Raw genomic sequence first — 19,847 nt, forward strand, 5'->3', positions numbered from 1 at the left:
CGTACCTTGTACCTTGTACACAAGTATAAGGCTAGTGACTAGTAGAAACATAGCGATTTTTTTGTTCATTTTGGTACACCCCTTTAAAAAGAATTTGGTATGCTGCTTGCGTTCCGGAAGATGCATACTCTCTAAAGCTTTCAAACTGACCCACACATTTAACAATAATGACCTCATTTTTAATAATGAGTGACTTTGCCAAACAATCCAATAAATACTTAAACCCAACCTCATGTTCGCTTTTTCGTAAGTAATAATCTGATAATTCATTCAGTAAACGTGAGTAGCATTCTGCTATGAATCTCTTATCGTATGTTCCTGTTTCCTTTATCTGTTCTTCAAAAGACTTGATATCCTCTTCAAAGCGTCGAAATATATTATCAATATTCACATTAAAACGATTGGCTAATTCAACAATATTTAATAATGACAAAAGAATTTCATCCTTATTTGTTTCAATATATTCTACATAATCATTAAGTACGCTCAAGTCACCGGAAAACAATTTAGTTACATAAGTATTGGCTTTTGCCCATCCTTGGAATAATCCCTTCCAGTACTCGGCCACTTCATCATTCTCCCTAATCCAACCCGAGTCAGTGTAAGTCAAAATGAATTGAAGAGCCTGCTCGTAATCTCCCCGTTCATGACATACGTCACCACGAAGCAAATCACTATAAGCAACATACACAAACAACGGCCTGCTCAGTTTGGAATACACGTCTTCCCCACTGCGTTTCTGCCGACGCTCTGCAAAGTAATGCCTTCTTGCCCTTACCCCCATCATTTCAGCAAACTTGTCCACCTTGTCCCATTTACGCAAGGAACGGTAGACATTCGCCAAATCCTTAAGCGCATCCAGCTGCAGAACCTCGTCCAATCGTTCTACGTACGGCTCGAATTGGGCTGCTACCTCCAGGTTTTGCGCCTGATCATCGCCTAATCTGATCGTAAACAAACGATACTGGCAGAGAGCGAGACGCTCGGAATGCTGTGAATGCTCCGTTACGGCCACACCTTCATATAAAATGGCGGCCGCCTCCTTTTTTCCTTCCTGTAGCAGTTCCTCCGCCCCATCAAACAGCACAGGGCAATATACAATGTTGTCCAGCAGCCAACTTGTGACCTGTTGAATGCAATCCAGCTTGTCCAATTCGGCACATCTGAAAATAAAAGGTCTGAGCCGCCTCCAATTCGGCTGAGTCACGGCCATATTATCTTGTATGTATTGATTGTAAAAATGGCCTTCCGGGAGTTCCATCAGTTCGGTGATCCGGTCAAGCTGGTTCACCGCCATCGTCCTCCCACCCGTGATGATCGAGCTAAGACTTCCCACATTGATTCCGGTCTTGCGCCCCAAATCACTGAGCGTCAGCTCTTTACGTTCCATAAACTTTTCGACTTCTGAGCGTATCGTGGTTGTCTTGTCCAATTTAACCACCCCTCAATAGATTGACATTCTTCACATTAACTCTAAGTCAATCAAATAATCCAGGAACCCTGTTGTAAACAAAGCTAGAATTTTATTCCTATCTGCATCAGTATACTACTTTCTGGTTCGCATGTATATATTTTTCTAGCGTTTTTCAGATGAAAATTTGTCTAAAATATCGCAATTAAGTCATAATCTTTTTAAGAGGATAAGCTGATCCGAATGATTCGGAAATTACGAGACCATTACGGAATATTGGACATCATATGATGAAACACTACTGACATAATGCTGTCAGTAGTGTTTTGATATAGTTGGAATAGATCAAACGAAAGGAGGGGATACGAAGATGACTGGTACCACACCTGAATTCGTGATCAACGAGAGCAATCGTTTTTGGATCGGGGTCGTCTCTGCATCCCACACTAGCCATGCGGTTGAAGAAGGGATCGCACAGACTTGCGGCGGAAAAGCCGGACCACTCGGAAGAATGCAATCAGGGGATTGGCTGATCTACTACTCCCCACGAACAGATAAGAAGAGTGGAGAAGTCGTGCAAGCATTCACGGCTATCGGCCGGGTCGCTGACGATATCGTCTATCCATTTAAAGTAAACGATGATTTTATTCCACATCGTCGGAATATGCGGTATCTGACTTGCCGGTCCGTAAAAATCGCCGATCTGTTAGACCAGCTGACGTTCACCAAAGGGAGACGCAACTGGGGATACTCATTTCGCTTCGGGCAATTTGAAATCAATCGTGAAGATTTTATGACCATAGCGAATGAGATGCTGAAGGTTAGCTAAGATTGGACATTTCGTCCATCCAAAAAACTGCATTCCCAAGCCTCTGGGGATGCAGTTTTTTTCAGCCATACCTTAATACACCTTCCTGCTCGAAATGTCCTCATTCAGAGGACGGATTCGCCAGATTTCGTCCGCATACTGCCGGATGGTACAGTCGCTTGCGAACTTCCCCGCATGCGCCATGTTCACGATCGCCCGCCCGGTCCAGTCCGCTGGATTGCGGTAGACCTGATCAATTTGGGCCTGTGTATCCGCATAAGCCGCAAAATCCTCCAGCACAAAATATTCATCATTATGGTCGATCAATGAACGGTAGACGGCTTCAAATTCCCATTCATGGCTCGTAAAAGGACCTGTCTGGATCATCTGCATCAGCAGTCTGTGCAGGCGTTCATCCTCTTCGCTCTTGCGGCGTGCGGAATAACCGCCCGTACGGTAATACTCCAGCACCTGTTCCACACTCAGACCAAAGATGAACATATTCCGGTCTCCCACCATGTCATGCATTTCAACATTGGCGCCATCCATCGTGCCGATCGTTAATGCCCCGTTCATCATAAATTTCATATTTCCCGTACCGGAAGCTTCCTTGCCGGCAGTGGAAATCTGTTCGCTGACATCAGCGGCGGGGATAATAAGCTCAGCCAGCGATACAGAGTAATTTTCCAGAAAAACGACCTTTATTCGATCTCTCACCTGCGGATCATGATTGACCGTGCCCGCCACATTGTTAATCAGCTTGATAATCTGCTTCGCCAAATAATAACCCGGGGCAGCTTTGGCCCCAAATATGAAGGTGCGCGGAGTCATATCCTTGGCAGGATTATCTTTAAGCTCATTGTACAAGTGCATGATATGCATGATGTTAAGAAGCTGCCGTTTATAGCCATGAAGCCGCTTGACCTGCACGTCAAAAATGGATAAAGGATCGACGGATATCCCCTGTTTGCTCAAAATATACCCTGAAAGCTTCCGCTTGTTGTCCTGCTTGATATCCTGAACCCGCTGCTGAAAGGATGAATCCTGCCTATACGGCAGCAGCCCGGTTAATTTACGCGGATCGCGGACCCAGTCTTCGCCAAGCGTTTCTTTGTACAGCGCCGCCAGTTCCGGATTCGCATGCATCAGCCAGCGCCTGTGCGTAATGCCGTTCGTCTTGTTGTTAAAACGTTCCGGGTACAGCTCGTGAAACGCCTTCATCTCACGTTGCTTTAATATTTCCGTATGAAGCGCAGCCACGCCGTTGATACTGTAGCTGCCCACAATGGCCAGATTGGCCATGTGGATCTGGTCCCCGTAGATGATCGCCATCTCCGCCATCCGCCGTTCATCGCCCGGATATCGCTCAAGCAGCATGGCGCAAAATCGCTTGTTGATCTCCTCGATGATCATATATACACGCGGCAGCAGCTCACGGACCATGGGAACCGGCCATTTCTCCAGCGCTTCGCTGAGAATCGTATGGTTGGTATAGGACACGGTTCTGTTCGTAATATCCCAGGCCTCATCCCACCCCATGCCTTTTACATCGATCAGAATACGCATCAATTCCGGAATGACGAGCGTCGGATGTGTATCATTGATATGAATGGCGACTTTGGCGGGCAATTGATCATAGGGAAGCCGCTGTTTGTTATATGTGCGCAGGATACTCTGCAAACCGGCTGAGCAAAGAAAGTATTGCTGCTTCAAACGCAGCCGCTTGCCTTCTTCATTCGAGTCATCCGGATACAGGAATTCCGAGATCGACTCAATGGACCTGCTGAACTCCAAATATTTATAATAGCTCTCCCCGCCCGGAAAATGGCCAGTCAGCGGGTCCAAAGCCGACTCGGCGCTCCAGATCCGCAGCGTATTGACATTGCCTCCCCTGTAGCCGATTAACGGAATATCATACGGGACGGCCCAGATTTTCTCGGCGTTCTTCGTTTCGAAAATAAGGCGGCCGTTTTCCTCACGGCTTTCCACCCTGCCCCAGAAGAAAACCTCAACCCTCTTCTCAGGGCGGCGGACTTCCCATACATTGCCTTTCTGCAGCCAATCATCCGGCAGCTCCACCTGATTGCCGTCCACAATCCGCTGTTCGAAGAGGCCATATTTGTAGCGGATGCCACAGCCGTGTCCAGCATAACCGAGCGAAGCCAGCGAATCCATAAAGCAAGCGGCCAGCCGCCCGAGACCGCCATTGCCAAGGCCCGCGTCCGATTCCTGCCCTTCGATCGCTTCGAGCTCCCAGCCCAGTTCGTTCAGCCCTTCCCGGACCATGTTCAGTATGCCGAGATTCAGCAGATTATTTCCAAGCAGCCGACCCATCAGGAACTCCAGCGAGAAATAATAGACATGCTTCTCGCCACGCTCCTTGTATGCCAAATTCGTTCTGGCCCAGTTTTTGCCGACATATTCCCTGATCATATTGCCCAATATTTTGTACACGTCATCAGCCTTGGCTTCCGCCAGCGGGATTCCCAGACGTCTGACAAGATGCAGCCGAAATGCTTTCTTGAATTCTTCCTTATTGCTGAACAACGGTGAGTACCTCCTGATCATCAGCCGATTCTCGTGCAGCACATCAGCCAGTGTATTAAATTACATCTTGGTATTTTTGGCGATAACATAGGGACTTTTGACGCTGCCGATCAAAGTGGTGTCCTCGGATAATTTTACATCTTTATCCAGAATGACATTCTCAATAACAGTCCCTTCACGAATGACGCATTTTTGCATAATAATCGAATTGCTGATCCGCGCTCCTTTTTGGACCTGTACCCCTCTGAAAATGACGCTGTTCTCCACCCTTCCACCAATGATGCAGCCGTTGGCAACCAAACAATTTTCGACTTCTGCCCCGTCCAGGTATCTGGTGGGGGCCTCATACTTGATTTTGGTATGTGCCGGCCTGCTCTGGAATAACGCCTGGTATTGCTTTTGATCCAGCAGCCCCATACTGTGCTTGAAATAGCTCTCCACCGAATTGATCAAAGCATGATACCCGTCATAACGATAAGCATAAATTTGAAGCCGGTCCGGATTGCGCTGGACAGCGTCACGAAAAAAGTTACTGTCACCGTGAGCGATGCAGCGCTCCGCCTCCTGCAGATACAGCTTTTTATCCATAATGAATATTTCCATGTATATATTATGATGGCCCAGTTCCTGATGGATCCCCGTCACCCTTCCGTCCTCGTTCACCTCCAGACGGGTGCAGGGCGCATATTCCGGTTCAAGCTGCTTCACCTGCCGGTATACGAGCGTAACGTCAGCCCCTTTCTCTTTATGAAACCGATAAGCCTCGCCGATATCGACTTTGTTGATATGCTGCGTACCCGAATGGAAGATGGCCTCTCCTGCAGCACGTTTGAAGAAGTCCAGATTATTATGCACATGTTGTAAATCCCCTTTGGACGTATCCGTCGGATCATTCCAGTCCGGAGGGAGCACAAACAGGCCGCCTCGTTTGCGGTCCAGGTCCCACGGGCGCCCATCCCCCAAATGATCCAGCAAGGAACGGTACTTCCTGCGAATGAAGAGGGCCGTATCCAAAATACCCGCATACATCATATTGGACAGTGTGAAGTCGATGATCCGGTAACGGCCCGCAAAGGGAACGGCCGCTCCACAACGAAAGTAGGTCAGCTCCTTCAGATGATCCAGTTCATTGTCCAGATTTATAACGCCGATCAGTCGATTCATGCTTTCACCGTCCTGTTCCTCAATAATTTTGTGCAGCCTGTACTTCAATGTCGCGGCCAATCAGCACGATCTCCCCCGAATCACCACCGATCACGGCATGATCTTCAATCACCACATTCTCGCTTACAATCGCGCGATGAATGCGGACATAGCGTCCGATTTTCACACCAGGCATTATAACGGAATCCGATATATGACTGCCCTCTCCAACTTCCACTCCGTAGAAGAGAACCGAATGCTCAACTCTGCCGCTGATTACACAGCCTTCATTGATGATGCAATTATGGAGAACGGCTTTGGGTGAGACATATTGGGCAGGCTGATTCGGGCTTCTGGTAAATATGCGCCAATCCGGATCGTTCAGATTCAATGGAGGGTCTTGGGCAAGCAGGTCCATGTTGGCTTCCCACAGGCTTTGAATGGTGCCTACATCCTTCCAGTATCCCTGAAACGGGTAGGCGTACAATGTTTTGGCATGACTGAGCATGAGCGGTATGATATCCTTGCCGAAATCATGCGAGCTGTCGAGATTTTGCGAGGCTGTGATCAAATACTCCCTGAGCACGCTCCATTTAAACAAGTAAATGCCCATGGAGGCAAGCGTGCTTTTCGGCTGCTGGGGTTTTTCTTCAAATTCGTAAATTTGGAGATTTTCATCCGTATTCAGTATTCCGAAGCGTCTGGCCTCTTCAATGGTGACATCAATGACGGAAATCGTGCAGTCGGCGTTTTTCTCTTTGTGGAAACTCAGCATGGCCGCATAATTCATTTTATAGATATGGTCGCCGGAGAGAATGAGCACATGCTCGGGGTTAAACTGTTCAATAAATTTGAGATTCCGGAAGATCGCATCGGCCGTGCCTCTGTACCAGCTGTTGCCGTCTTCCCTCTCATGAGGAGGCAGCACATAGACCCCACCGTTTCTGCGGTCCAGATCCCAGTCGCTCCCCACACCAATATAGGAATGAAGAACAAGCGGCTCGTATTGTGTCAGCACACCGACCGTATCGATGCCGGAATGGGCACAATTGCTGAGGGGGAAGTCGATAATTCTATAAGTTCCGCCAAAATAGACTGCAGGCTTGGCAAGGGTTCTCGTTAATCCTTTCAACCGTTTGCCCTGCCCGCCCGCGAGCAGCATAGCCAGCACTTCTTTACTCTGCATGAAAATTCCTCCTTCACAGTGCGAAAATGCGAACCATTTTGCAGCTTTGGATACGAACATCTATGCAACAACATATTCAACCGGTCTGGCATCAATACTTGGGAGATAAAGAGTTGATCATGGGCTGAAGATACTGGCCAATCAGGAGAAATTTGTGGACAAGCCGTGTGAATGCAGTATGTAAGCATTGTGAAATGTTCAAAAACTCAATAAGATTCAGACTTCCGAGAAAGGGTACACAGTGAGTATAACAGGGAAGATAAAACGATAAAGATGAGGAGGGATTTTAAAAAAAGTTCAGTACACTGCTGCTCACTCCCCCTGTCTTGGATCAGGGGGAGTGAGGCATACAGAGATTGTGCTATAGCTAGATTTTAAACTGTTTGATTATATTCTGCAGATTATCCGCCAATCCGGCAAGTGCTTGGGAAGAGGAGGTTATTTCCTCCATGGAAGCAAGCTGCTGCTGTGTCGCCCCGGAGATGCTTTGAGAATTTGCGGCTGACTCCTTGGCCACCGAGCTTACTTCCAGCATAGCAGTATTGACATAATCCGCACCGTCAGCCAATTTTGCAATTGCTTCTGCAATATCCTCAATTTGTGATACCACTTCATGTACAGCCTGATTGATGCTGGAGAAAGAGTTTCCTGCATGCTGAACAACATTCATGCCGGAATGAACCTCCTCCGAAGCCTTCTCCATCGTCTGCAGCGTATGCTCCGTTTCGCTTTGGATCAGCCGGATGAGTCCGGAAATTTGCTCCGTCGATTTCCTGGATTCTTCCGCGAGCTTTCTCACTTCATCAGCAACAACAGCAAAGCCTTTGCCGTGCTCTCCTGCCCTGGCTGCCTCAATCGCCGCATTCAAGGCCAACAGATTCGTCTGCGCCGATATATCTGTAATGACATTCGTGATTTTACCAATTTCATTGGAACGCTCATGCAGGCTTCTTACCGCTTCCGACAAGCTGTTGACATTGGCATGGATCGAATCCATTTGTTTGTTGACTTCCGCGAGCGCTTGATTGCCCTCAGCCGACATTTGCGAGGCATGAAGGGCATCTGTTTTCATTTTCTCCGTATTGCCAGCGATCGTTCTTGTATGCCCGCTTATATCCGTAATGACCGTTGAACTCGCTTCTACCTGGTCAACCTGTTGGTCTGAACCGCTCGCAAGCTCCTGGGCGATGATCGTAATATGCTCGCTGGCCTTACTGTTCTGCTCGGCATTGGCGCTCAATTCCTCCGAAGCTGAAGCGACCAGTAATGAAGACTCTTGTACAGTACTGAATACCGATTGGAGCCTGGAGGTCATATTGTTGAACGAAGCGGACAGCTCGCCAATTTCATCCCTGGATTGATAGCTTCCTTTGACGGTAAAATCCCCGTTTTCGGCTTGCTGCAGCAAATCAACCACTTCCTTGACCGGCCTTACAATCATGCGTGCAATAAGTGTACCAAGCAGTATCAACAGAAGAAGAGCCACAATGATAACCACGGCCACAAATACGGTTATGATACGCGAGCTTTCCTGGTTCATGCTGTTAATGGAGCCCGCATTCGTAATATTGGATTTCTGGAGGGCCTTCAATGTATCATTAAGCTGTTGGCGATTTTTCTCCACCTCCTCCGCATAGACGCGATAGGCTTCTTTATTATTATTTTGCATCGCCAAATCAATGACCTGATTTCTGCTCGTGTTCAGCAGCATGGCTTGTTCCTTGTATTGATTTAGCAACTCCTGCTGTTCCGAGGTTAATTTGCCTTTCCCGATTTCAGCTATCAGTCCGTCAATTTCTTCCCAGGCGGAGGCGATTTCGTCGTTCAATTGTTTATTTCTTGCCGAATCTTCGGTTACAAGCAGCTCCAGGGTATAGGCGTCACTTGCTCTTGCATTTACCCTGATTTGCATAATATTCCCCAGAGGAATCAGGTTCTCTTTATACATAGCCTCCGAGTTTTTGGTCATAACCAAAATATAATTCAAACCTAAAAAACCTACTGAGCCAAGCGCCAATGCACTTACGACGATGATAATCAAAAGCTTCCTTGTGATGGATAGATTTTTAAGCAGCTTCACCTTGATGTCCCCTTTGAATATGTATTCTCAGGAGATTATATCGGTTTAAATCCAAATGCTTTGAATAGATAAAATTATCTTCTTAATAAAGCGACCGTTCTCCAGACAATCTCTCAATAGAAAGCGTACGCTGCTGCACCGGAGCTAGCCGATAAGCCTCCGCAAGACCTTGCTCCCGGATGCTCCGCTTCGGCACGGTCCGGTATAAATGCGTCACCCGGGCATTGTGCTCCAGCGGATTGAAGGAGAGGCCAACGCTAATCTCTGAGATCCATTCGGCACGGATCATTCCGTGCCCGAGGCCTGCCGTGCTGAGACCATCGGCAAACCACTCGTACTCGGAGGCCGCTGTGCCGGGAGACTGCATGCAGATGAACAGGCTCAGCTCATCGCAGAACATCAGCCTTTGCAGATCGGACTGCAACCGGTCATGCCAGACATCGATGCCGCCAAGCGATTGATAGAGGCGAGCTCTTCTTTGTTCTTCATCGGCAAGATATTCGTTGATGACCTGCATATCTCCAGCGTGCTCGCCCCGGCTGCGCTCCACCAGCTGGCTGTACATGCTGCTGCACAGCAATGCGGCATAGGGATGCACCTTCTCCACTTCATCAATGCCCAATTTGTAAAACACAAAACGGGGGCTCAATGGAAAATCCTTGAACGTATAAGGAGCCGCTGCATGATCGTTCCAGAACGGGGCGGCATCCAGCCGAATCCAGCCCTGGTCATGCTGAAAGGCCGCATACACCAGTTCCTCCCTGCTGCCCGGAAAACCGAGATGCTCCTCCTTCCAGCTGGAGGCCAGCTCACCTGCAATGCGACCATGGTCATGCTGTGCAGTCATAACAAAGGCATCTTCCGTTTCGAATACAATCATATCAGCACCTCCTGTCATGATATTTGTCTCTTCCATTATAACCACGGCTTGCAGCCAAATGCCACTATGCGCTAGCGTTCAGGCAAACCGCTGAAGCCGAACCTAGCCCCCGCTCCTGCGCACAGCATGATACCTTACCCGGTATTCCTGCGGAGTGATGCCCTCCTTTTCCCTGAACACCTTGTTAAAATGCTTGGCACTCTCAAAGCCGACGGCTGCCGCGACCTCATAAATCCTGAACTCCGTACGCTCCAGCAGCTCTTTGGATTTATGAATCCGCACATTTCTCACATATTGGACAAAGCTTACCCCGGTATAGGATTTAAAGGCATGGCTGAAATAGGTGTAATTTAACGATATGAGGTTGGACACGACCGCCATATTCAAATTCTCCTTGTAGTGCTTATGAATATATTCGACAGCCCGGTCCAGCTCATACGATCTCCCCCGGCCGCCTTCTTTTTCCTGCCTGATCGCAGCCTGGCGCGCTTCCCGTTCCCTGTTCGGCACCTCCCTTGCCTGTATCGTGTGCTCCATCTCCCTCAGCATGGTGAACAAGTCCTCCCGGATGACCGGTTTGAGCAAATATTCCTGGGCGCCGCAGTGGATAGCCTCCTTGGCATACTGGAATTCTCCATAACCGCTAAGCACGGCAACGAGCGGCCTGGGGCGTAAATTACGCAGCTGGCGCATCAATTGAATGCCATCCATTTGCGGCATTCGGATATCTGTAATGACGATATCCACACGTTTCTCACTGGCCTGATTCCATGCCTGCTGTCCGTCCTCGGCTGTATAACATTCGAAATCCCCGGGGAATTCCCGCTCGACCATGGCTTTTAAGCCAAGCCGGATATTTTTCTCATCATCCGCAATCAGCAGCCTGATCATCCTGATCACCTCCCTTGGCGAGTATGTTCTGGGGCAGCACCATATGCACGGTTGTCGTGCTTCCCTGCCGGCTCTCCATATGAATGCCGTAGCCCTCCCCGCAGTGGAGGCGGATTCTTTGCTGCACATTTCGCAGACCGATTCCATGCTGTGATGTTTGATGGCCGGCGGCCGCTGTTTGCTGAAATTTCTCATCTCCGAGCTTGAGCGCCGTGTTTACTTCATTCACTTTCCATCCCGGCATGCCCGTCCCGTTATCTGTGATCAGAATATGCAGGTTTCCGTCATACTTGCCTGCCTGAATACGAACCGTAAATTGCTTCTCTCCGACATGTTCAGGCTTCCAGCCATGCTTGACCGCATTCTCCACAATCGGCTGCAGCGACATCTTGAGCAAGCTGTAGGCAAGCAGCTCTTCCGGTACGTTCACTTCCAGCCTTAGCCTGTCATCATACCGGATGTTCATCAGCGCCATGTAGTTGCGGATATGACGGATTTCATCCGCCAGGGTGACGAAGTCGGCAGACCATTGAAAGCTGTAGCGCATCATGGAGCCAAGGGAGGTCAGCGCATCCGACAGCGGGTATTGGCCCTCCACCTCAGCCATCATCTTCAGATTTTCCAAGGTATTATACAGAAAATGCGAGTCGATCTGATTTTTGAGTGAATTAAGCTCCGCTTCCTTGGCTGCCGCCTGTTTCTCGACGGCCTCGGCGATCAGCTCCTTGATCCTGCCCAGCATCCTGCGGAAATGGCGCGCCAGCTCGGCGATTTCACCTTGGCCATAGACCGGAATGCGCACCGTAAAATTTCCTTCATGCACCTGCTTCATGGAATCACGAAGCGTGGTGAGCTGCCTTAATATAAGCGCATGCAGACCGTATGAAATCAGCGACAGGAAGGCAATCAGCACAACAACGATGACGAGGAGCTGATTGCGCCTGCCGCGAATGTCGGACAAGACCGGCTCCAGCGACACGACATTGACCAGATAAGCGTCAGGCCCGTCGATCGTTCTGTACAATCCGAGATACGACTGGCCCTTGAAGGAAAAGCGGAGGCTTCCCCGCTCACCCTCTGCGTGCATCCGCAGCTGTTCCCTGACCGCCACTGCCGTGATGCTGCCGGGCAGTATGCTGTCCGGGTGGAAGTAGGCCTCTCCATCGCGGCTGAAGACCAGCATCCGGGATTCCCCATCCTGCAGGCTGCCAAAGGTTTTGGGTGAAAAATCCTCCAGCTCCATATCGATCTGCACGATACCACCCTTCATTCCTTCTGCGGCCTGTACTTCTCTTAACAAAGAAATATACGCTGTCTGTTCCAGACTGCCTGGCTCCCCGGTCCGCAAAATATCCTCAGGGCCCTTGTATATCTCCCACCATGTCATTCCGTTCCGCGCACTGACCTTGGGCAGCCAATGCTTGTCGTAGATTCGCTCCTCCCGGAAAATGACAGGCCATATTTCCTTGACATGGGGATTGTTCGTAAACAGCCGGATATGCGATACTTTCGGGTTGCTATACAGCAAATGCTGAAGATTGGGAAAGGTATTCATATTAAAATGAACCAATTCTTCCGTCTCCGGCTCCCTGCCTCTCGTTAAATAATTCAGCACTGCGCGGTCCGAAACCGCGAGCTGGGCGGTCCGCTCCATAATCTCCATGTTATTCAGAATATCCTTCAGCTCGTTGTCCAGCGCAAACTCATTTTTTCTCGTCATCTCCAGCAGCGTATTATTGTACAGCTGCTGGAAGGTGTAGATGGAAAAAAGCACGACAGGAACCAATATGACACCGATATATGCAGCGATCAGCTTGATCTGCAGCGGCAATCCGCCCACACTGATGACTAATTTACCGATCATTTTCTGTATGACAGCACGCATGACATCACAGGCACATCCTCTCATACCAACTCGAAAAATCCCGACATGGCGGGATTCTTCGAAAAGGTGTACAACCTGTATAAAACAGCAGGCTGCACGTCCTAACATATATGGTTATTGCGCAAAAGCCTCTATCTTTTTCTGATTTTCCGCGAAGGCCTTTGCCTGATAGGCTTTTACTTTATCGTAGCCCGCCTTGTCACGATCCTTCAGGAACTCCGCGAACAATTGATCAAACTCGCTGTCCGATGCAGCCAGCAGCAGCTTTGGCAGCGTCCTGCCCCAGGCCTGATCGATTTTGCTGTTGGCGATGCCCTCCTCGGAAGTTCCGGTAGGAATGGTATTATCATACTGCGAGAAGCTGTATGTTTTGCCTTTTGTCCAGTCCTCCGGCTGTTTCGCGGGTTCGGCGCTCGGCGGGGCCCACTTCAAATTCATATTCGTATCCATCAGCATCCAGAAGGTATAGGAAGCTCCGTATTTTTTATCGAATGCCGTCCGGTCCTTGTTCAGCAGGTCCAGCACCTCAGGCTTGAACGTTTCCTTGCCGTCCACCATGTCCCAGGTTACGCCTTCTTCACCCATATAAAGATCCCTGTTGCCTTCCTCACTGATCAGATACGTCAGGAATTCGATGGCCCGCTCCTTGTCTTTCACGTCTTTGGAGATGAGCGTCAGCGTCCAGCCCGAAATGCCTGGACCTGCCAGCGTCGGAGGGTCCAGCTTGCTGTTGGCCGGTCCGTCCACCGCAATATATACGGAATCCGGGTCGTTGACATAGCGGGTGATCTGCTGGTTCCCCATGTCAGAGCGCTGATACAGCATGGCGAAATAACGGCCCTGAGCGATTTTCTCCTCCATCTGCGGACGCTTGTCGATAAAGATGTCTTTGGCCAGCAAGCCCATTTCATTGGCCTTGCGCAGCGTTTTCAACCATGCAATATACTCTGGATCAGTCATCCTGTCGTTGAGCTGGCCGTCCTTTTCGTAAGGAACAGCAAGAAAATTCAGCAGGTAATCTTTCAGGGAATAGTTGCCTGTGTCCGTGAATTCATGAAGTCCAAGCGGGATCAGCGGCTGCCCGTTGACCTCCGGAAATTTCTTCTTTGCATCCTGAAGCGCTTTCAGGAAACCGTCCGGCGTTCTCATATCCGGCTTGCCGAGAGCTTCATAGATGTCCTTGCGCACCATAAACGTTTGGTTGGATACAAAGTTCTGACCATATTTTTTATAATCCTGTGGCGAGGAGGACGCGTTTGGATAACCGTAAATGTTGCCATCCGGCTGCTGGTACCATGAAACCTTGGCCGGATCGGACACCTTCATGAAATACGGGTCGTATTTTTCCGCCAGTTTATTGAGTGGCAGCACCATCTTGCCTTCGATCATTTTTTTGACCGCATCCTCGCTCCAGCCCAGGGTAATAAAGTCCGGCAGTTTGCCGGAAGCTATCATCGTGTTCAGCTTCTCATTTTCGTTGCCGGCTGGCACGATGAAATTAATGTTGACCCCCGTTTTCTTCGTCACGTACTGGGAGGTGGCATCCGCTCCCCACTTGTTGGGAAACCAGGAGAAGTTCAAATACCAGTCGAACGTAATCGGCTCTGTATCCGCTTTCCAGCCTGGCTCGTCGGCCGTTGCCGGTGTTTTGGGCTCATCCAGCACTGCCGGTGTGGAACTGCCTCCTCCTCTGGATGTACAAGCCGTTAACATGAATACCGTAATCAATGCCAGAATGCCTGCCCGCCATTTGCGTGTGAACATCTATGCAATCCCCCTTCTGATCTGCTTACCCTTTGATCGAACCAATCATCAGGCCTTTCACAAAATACTTCTGCAAAAAAGGATAAGCCAGCACGATCGGCAGCGTCGTCACGACCATGGTCGCCAGCTTGATCGACTGCGAGGTCACCGTCTGTGCCGCCAATCCCGGAACCGCCGCCATCATCTGGTTGGAGCTGGATTGTGCTACAACCCGGTACAAAAATGTCTGAATCGGCTGGAGATTCGTATCGTTGATATAGATCATGCCTGTGAAATAGTCATTCCATTGATACACGCCATGAAACAGTGCAATGGTCGCCACCACCGGCATGGAGCAGGGCAGCACGATGCTGTAAAAAATTTTAAAATCATTCGCCCCGTCCATCTTCGCCGCTTCCTCCAAAGCATCAGGAAGCTCGCGAAAGAAGGAAACAAAAATAATCAGGTCAAAAAAGCTGAACATCGCCGGAATAATATACACCCAGAAGCTGTCCAGCAGCCCGAGGTCCCTGATCAGCAGGTATGTCGGAATGAGACCGCCGCCAAAAAACAGCGTAATCGTGCCCACAATCATATAGAAGCTGCGCCCAATCAACTCCCTACGTGAATAGGCATAGGCCACCATAGCCGTAAAGAAGACATGTATCACCGTTCCGACCAGCGTCTTCGCCACTGTAACCCCCATGGCGGTCATGATGCCGCTGCTGGCAAATACCGCCCGGTAGTTGTCCAGACTGAATACCCTCGGTACCCAGAAGATGCCCCCTTGCATGGCATCCGCTCCATCATTAAAGGAATGCACAAGTACATACCAGATCGGATAAAGGGTCAGGAAACAGATGATCAGCATCATCACATTGTTAACCGCATCGAATACGGCCTCTCCCGCCGTCTTGCGCCGCAGAAACGACATCTATTCCATCCTCCTTTCAGAACAGCGATGTATTGTTGAGCCGTTTGGTAACGCCGTTGGCCAATAGCAGTAGAATGAGCGCCACGACCGCCTTGAGCAGGCCTACAGCGGTGGAATAGGAGAAGCGGCCCTGCTGAATGCCAACCTGATACACATACACGTCGATTACGCTGCTCGCACTTTCATTCAGTGAATTGCGCAGTACGAGGATCTGATCAAAATTCGAATTTAAAATGCCGCTGACCGCAAGGATGAACAGGATGGAAATCGTGCCTTTAATGGACGGCAGCGTAACATACCACATTTTCTGAAATCTTCCCGCTCCGTCAATCGTCGAAGCCTCATACAAATCCGGCGAAACGCCCGCCATGGCAGCCAGATAAATAATGGCCGACCACCCCAGCTCCTTCCAAATATCCGAAGCGATGACAATGCCCCAGAAATAGTCCGGCTCGGCCAGATAAGTGATCGGCTTGTCGATCCACCCCAAGCCAAGCAGCAGCTCGTTTATAAGCCCGGTATCCGACAGCCAGGTGGCAAGAATGCCGCCGAGAATGACCCATGATAGAAAGTGAGGCAGGTATGAGATGGTCTGGATGGATTTCTTGAAGCGCATGGAACGGACTTCATTCAGGAAGAGGGCGAACAGAATCGGCAGCGGAAATCCGATGGTCAGCTTGAGCAGACTGATGCCAAGCGTATTTTTCACAATGTTCCAAAAATTATCGTCCTCCAGAAAGGCCTTGAAGTGCTCCAGCCCCGCCCAGGGCGCATCCTGAATGGTGCTGATAATATCGAAATCCTTGAAAGCGATCACAATTCCGAGCATAGGAAAATAGTTGAAAATCATCATCCAGATCAACCCCAGCAGCGCCATCACCTGCAAATATCGCTGCTCATACAGCTTTCGGAACAGGAAGGCCGCCCCTCTCTTACGCTGAACGAGTGCTCCCGACTCTGTGGTACCATCCTGCGGCGCGCCTGCAGTCTTAAATTCGGGACCCATGTGTCTTGACCTCCCTTCTCTGTTTGTAAGCACTTACATTCCTATTTTAAGTGCTGCTTTCTTCAAATCCTAGGGTTCAAATTTTTGATTCGGTGCGTTTTTTTCAGGTAATAAACTACATCACCTACGGTTTGCTTAGCGGCAAGTGCTAAAAACCCCAAAAAATCGGCCTTGCGGCCGACTTCGTGGGTTAAATAATTAATGTCAGTGATTATAGTTAATGTCAATCATTAAAGCTGCTTTGCGTATAGATGTGCATATTCCCGGCTATCCAGAAAAAGATTGTTCTCCCGGTTAAACTTAGCGATTTCAATGGCTTCATTGGCGAAGGATTTGACGACCCGGATACCTGACAGGCTGTCATCTACCTGCGCGTTGACTTCGCGATCCGCTCCTTGTTGTTTCTTATGGCATGATTTAACCTCTTATTGAAATAAACCATGAACAACCCTAACAAGGGCAAAAAACAAAAAATGGCGATGGTTAATTGCGCATTGATAAAGAACAGAATCGTGAAAGCTCCAGCAAAACGAACAAGATACTTGATGTAGTCTTCCGGGCCGTGATGATACAATTCGGAAAGCAGCAGCAGATCATTCGTAATCCGGGACATCAACTCTCCTGTCTTTACTTTGTCGTAAAAATCAAAGGGGAGCTGTTGCATGTGCGCAAATAGTTCGCCACGCATATCCCTTTCCATACGGGCACCAATTTCATGCCCTTTAAAATCTACAAAGTAATTGCCCAGGTTCTGAACCACGACCAACCCAACCATCAGCCCGCCGATCCAGTATACTTCATTTAGAATAGCAGGCAGCTCTCCGGCTGTCAGAACCTCTTTGGTAATATAACGGACAAGTAAAGGAATGACCAAAGTTAATGCAGCAGTAATCAAAGCGCAAGCCAATACCGTCAGAAATAACGGCAAATAAGGCTTGTAATATGAGAAAAATCTTTTAATTGGAAATTTCATCGTCTACCCCTTGTTTGTGTTTTAGAACACATATAAGGGGACACACCCTTGTATTACTTAAGAAAGTGTTCCACCCTTATATGCTGTGCCGGGTTGGACCATTTTAGTTTTCATGGAAAACTCCCCCTTAATCAAGATACTTGAATATTATCCCAATTCGGTGCCAATTAAAAGATAAACTTTTCCTAATCTTTGCGTTAATCCTCTTCCAATCGATAAAGCTCACGTATGGCTGCCATATCTAACCTTCCCAGCCCTTTTTCCTGAGATTTCAGGAATTGTTTTGCTGCATTGTAAAACACAGTATCCGGGTTTACCGGATCAGCCTCTATGCCATATTTCAGATCTTTACTCAGAATATCAAGTGAACCGTGTACATCCGTATAATCACCTTTCACCATATAGCTTCCTTTGCTTGAGCCGACCAATGAGCCCCATCCGGTTTGAGATAAAATATCGTTCGTTAATTCTTCGCTTAAATGTAATCTGCCCGCCATATGCAGCGCCTCTGCATAAGCAGTCAGAATCGTCCCACCCAGCAGGTTGTGCACCAGCTTGAATTTGCAGCCATCCCCTGTGCCACCGATTCTAAATATATTTTTGCAAAACAAAGACAGGATCGGCCTTAAACTGTTCAGCGTGTCCATTTCCCCACCAAAAAAAGCGGATAACTCACCGTTTTCAGCGCCAATTTTGCTTCCTGTAAGCGGGCAATCTACAGGAGTGACACCAAGCTCCAATAAACGTTGAATCCACTCAGTCATATAGTTTACCGATACCGTAGAGCTTTCAATGGCAAATGTCCCTGGTGTCAGACCTTTAGCTGCCCCTTCCTCTCCAAACCACACTTCCTTGCTCGCATCATCGTCACTTACACAGGAAATGACGATCGTTGATTGTAAAGCCGCGTCCTTCGGAGTAACACAGATCGTATCCCTTTCTTGCGCAATGGAATGCAGTATCTCTCTGGTCCGATTATACAAAAACAAATTAATATTATGATGTTTCTGCAAGTTCCGAATCATCCCTTTGGCCATAATTCCTGCGCCGAGAATGGCTATATTTATAGAATCCCCCGTCTTTTCTTCCATCTCTACCCCTCCAATTCTTCAATTACAAATCCCCGCCTGCCGGTTTAAGTATGTACAATTCGTTACCAACTGTGTGCCTAAACTATATTCTACAATAGACTTTATAATAGGAACCACTCGGCCGGAAGACGCAACTATGAAGAACGGCGTAGTCGGTTTATACTATCAGAGAAGAGTATTTTGACCAAGTGGCTCCGAAAATTTGTATCGGTTTGCAGTTTATATTTTCTGTTTTCACCAAAGAATGATAGGACAACCTGAATCATCGAAGGAGGAAAATATCATGAATGCTGCCAAAAATGGTTCGTCTCACACCTCTATCACGCCACACCTTTGGTTTGATAAAGAAGCGAAGGAAGCCGCAGAATTCTATTGCTCCATATTTCCGGATTCCGGGATCACGAGCGCGACGACTTTGCACGACACACCTTCAGGGGATAGCGATCTCGTTTCTTTTACCGTCTGGGGACATCCGTTTATGGCGATCTCTGCCGGACCGCTCTTTAAGTTCAATCCATCCATTTCGTTTATGGTCAATTTTGATCCGTCCCGCGAAGAGAACGCTCGCCAAATGCTCGACGAGGCATGGAGCAAATTATCCGATGGCGGCACCGCATTGATGCCGTTGGATAAGTACCCGTTCAGTGAGCGGTATGGCTGGATTCAGGACAAGTATGGCGTCACATGGCAGCTCATGCTGACGAATCCGGATGGAGAGCCGCGTCCGGAGATTATCCCATCCTTGCTGTTCGTAGGCGAAAATTGCGGCAAGGCGGAAGAAGCGCGTGAGTTCTATCTCACAGTCTTCCGAAATGCCAAAGCGGGCGCGCTCGTTCGATACGGCCCCAGGCAGGAGCCGGAGCGGGAGGGAACGGTCATGTTCAGCGATTTTAGGCTGGAGAACACCTGGTTCACGGCAATGGACAGCGCGCTGGAGCACAAGTTCAACTTCAACGAGGCGATTTCCCTGCTGGTCAATTGCGAGACACAGGAGGAAATTGACTACTATTGGGACAAGCTTTCCGCTGTTCCTGAAGCAGAACAATGCGGCTGGCTCAAAGACCAATACGGTCTCTCTTGGCAAATCTCCCCCGCTCTGCTGGACGAAATGATGACCAAGGGTACGCCGGAGCAACGCGAACGTGTCACGCAGGCGTTCCTGAACATGAAAAAGTTTAATCTTGCGGAATTGGAAAAAGCATTTCAAGGAGAATAAAAAACACAATCCCCTGAAAACTCACTGGATATAACCGACATGATCCAATGTGT

General features: G+C 48.8%; 14 protein-coding genes and 1 pseudogene. 2 read left to right on the plus strand and 13 right to left on the minus strand.

Annotation, left to right across the window (positions count from 1 at the left end; genetic code table 11):
• Window positions 1–31: 31 nt before the first annotated feature.
• Window positions 32–1,432 (minus strand): helix-turn-helix domain-containing protein, encoded by a 1,401-nt coding sequence (locus ACE5LO_RS17050; RefSeq protein ID WP_375521213.1) that lies wholly within the window; start codon window positions 1,430–1,432, stop codon window positions 32–34.
• Window positions 1,433–1,781: 349 nt separating this feature from the next.
• Here ACE5LO_RS17050 and ACE5LO_RS17055 point away from each other — a divergent pair, with 349 nt between their 5' ends.
• Window positions 1,782–2,240 carry an EVE domain-containing protein gene (locus ACE5LO_RS17055; RefSeq protein WP_375521214.1) on the plus strand — a complete coding sequence of 153 codons (459 nt, stop codon included), beginning with the start codon at window positions 1,782–1,784 and terminating at the stop codon, window positions 2,238–2,240.
• Window positions 2,241–2,312: 72 nt separating this feature from the next.
• Here ACE5LO_RS17055 and ACE5LO_RS17060 read toward each other — a convergent pair whose 3' ends face one another.
• The 12 genes and pseudogenes from ACE5LO_RS17060 to ACE5LO_RS17115 form a co-directional block, all read right to left on the minus strand.
• A complete protein-coding gene (locus ACE5LO_RS17060; protein ID WP_375521215.1) occupies window positions 2,313–4,766 on the minus strand; it encodes a glycogen/starch/alpha-glucan phosphorylase in 2,454 nt (817 codons plus the stop codon).
• A gap of 60 nt (window positions 4,767–4,826) precedes the next feature.
• Window positions 4,827–5,930, minus strand: coding sequence for a glucose-1-phosphate adenylyltransferase subunit GlgD (gene glgD / locus ACE5LO_RS17065; protein ID WP_375521264.1), 1,104 nt, complete (start codon window positions 5,928–5,930; stop codon window positions 4,827–4,829).
• Between the two features lie 19 nt (window positions 5,931–5,949).
• The gene (locus ACE5LO_RS17070) at window positions 5,950–7,155 is read right to left on the minus strand and encodes a glucose-1-phosphate adenylyltransferase (protein ID WP_375521216.1); all 1,206 of its coding nucleotides are present in this window, start codon (window positions 7,153–7,155) and stop codon (window positions 5,950–5,952) included.
• Between the two features lie 307 nt (window positions 7,156–7,462).
• Window positions 7,463–9,175, minus strand: a complete 1,713-nt coding sequence (locus tag ACE5LO_RS17075) for a methyl-accepting chemotaxis protein (RefSeq protein ID WP_375521217.1) — start codon at window positions 9,173–9,175, stop codon at window positions 7,463–7,465.
• A gap of 82 nt (window positions 9,176–9,257) precedes the next feature.
• Window positions 9,258–10,055, minus strand: coding sequence for a DUF3891 family protein (locus ACE5LO_RS17080; RefSeq protein WP_375521218.1), 798 nt, complete (start codon window positions 10,053–10,055; stop codon window positions 9,258–9,260).
• A 102-nt stretch (window positions 10,056–10,157) separates the two neighbouring features.
• Window positions 10,158–10,946 carry a response regulator transcription factor gene (locus ACE5LO_RS17085; protein WP_375521219.1) on the minus strand — a complete coding sequence of 263 codons (789 nt, stop codon included), beginning with the start codon at window positions 10,944–10,946 and terminating at the stop codon, window positions 10,158–10,160.
• Window positions 10,921–12,831, minus strand: a complete 1,911-nt coding sequence (locus tag ACE5LO_RS17090; RefSeq protein WP_375521220.1) for a cache domain-containing sensor histidine kinase — start codon at window positions 12,829–12,831, stop codon at window positions 10,921–10,923. The genes ACE5LO_RS17085 and ACE5LO_RS17090 overlap by 26 nt, the downstream gene beginning before the upstream one ends.
• A gap of 114 nt (window positions 12,832–12,945) precedes the next feature.
• Window positions 12,946–14,595, minus strand: coding sequence for a type 2 periplasmic-binding domain-containing protein (locus ACE5LO_RS17095; protein ID WP_375521221.1), 1,650 nt, complete (start codon window positions 14,593–14,595; stop codon window positions 12,946–12,948).
• A gap of 25 nt (window positions 14,596–14,620) precedes the next feature.
• Window positions 14,621–15,508: a carbohydrate ABC transporter permease gene (locus ACE5LO_RS17100; protein ID WP_375521222.1), complete on the minus strand. Its 888-nt coding sequence runs from the start codon at window positions 15,506–15,508 to the stop codon at window positions 14,621–14,623.
• A 16-nt stretch (window positions 15,509–15,524) separates the two neighbouring features.
• The gene (locus tag ACE5LO_RS17105; protein ID WP_375521223.1) at window positions 15,525–16,514 is read right to left on the minus strand and encodes an ABC transporter permease; all 990 of its coding nucleotides are present in this window, start codon (window positions 16,512–16,514) and stop codon (window positions 15,525–15,527) included.
• A gap of 230 nt (window positions 16,515–16,744) precedes the next feature.
• Window positions 16,745–17,487 (minus strand): annotated as a pseudogene (locus tag ACE5LO_RS17110) (ABC transporter ATP-binding protein).
• 197 nt (window positions 17,488–17,684) lie between these two features.
• On the minus strand, window positions 17,685–18,578 hold the full coding sequence (locus tag ACE5LO_RS17115) for an NAD(P)-dependent oxidoreductase (protein WP_375521224.1): 894 nt from the start codon (window positions 18,576–18,578) through the stop codon (window positions 17,685–17,687).
• Window positions 18,579–18,861: 283 nt separating this feature from the next.
• Between ACE5LO_RS17115 and ACE5LO_RS17120 the strand changes: the two genes are divergently transcribed.
• Window positions 18,862–19,794, plus strand: coding sequence for a VOC family protein (locus tag ACE5LO_RS17120; protein WP_375521225.1), 933 nt, complete (start codon window positions 18,862–18,864; stop codon window positions 19,792–19,794).
• Window positions 19,795–19,847: the final 53 nt, after the last annotated feature.

This window comes from Paenibacillus medicaginis (genome assembly GCF_042138635.1).
GTDB classification, from domain to species: Bacteria; Bacillota; Bacilli; order Paenibacillales; family Paenibacillaceae; genus Paenibacillus; species Paenibacillus medicaginis.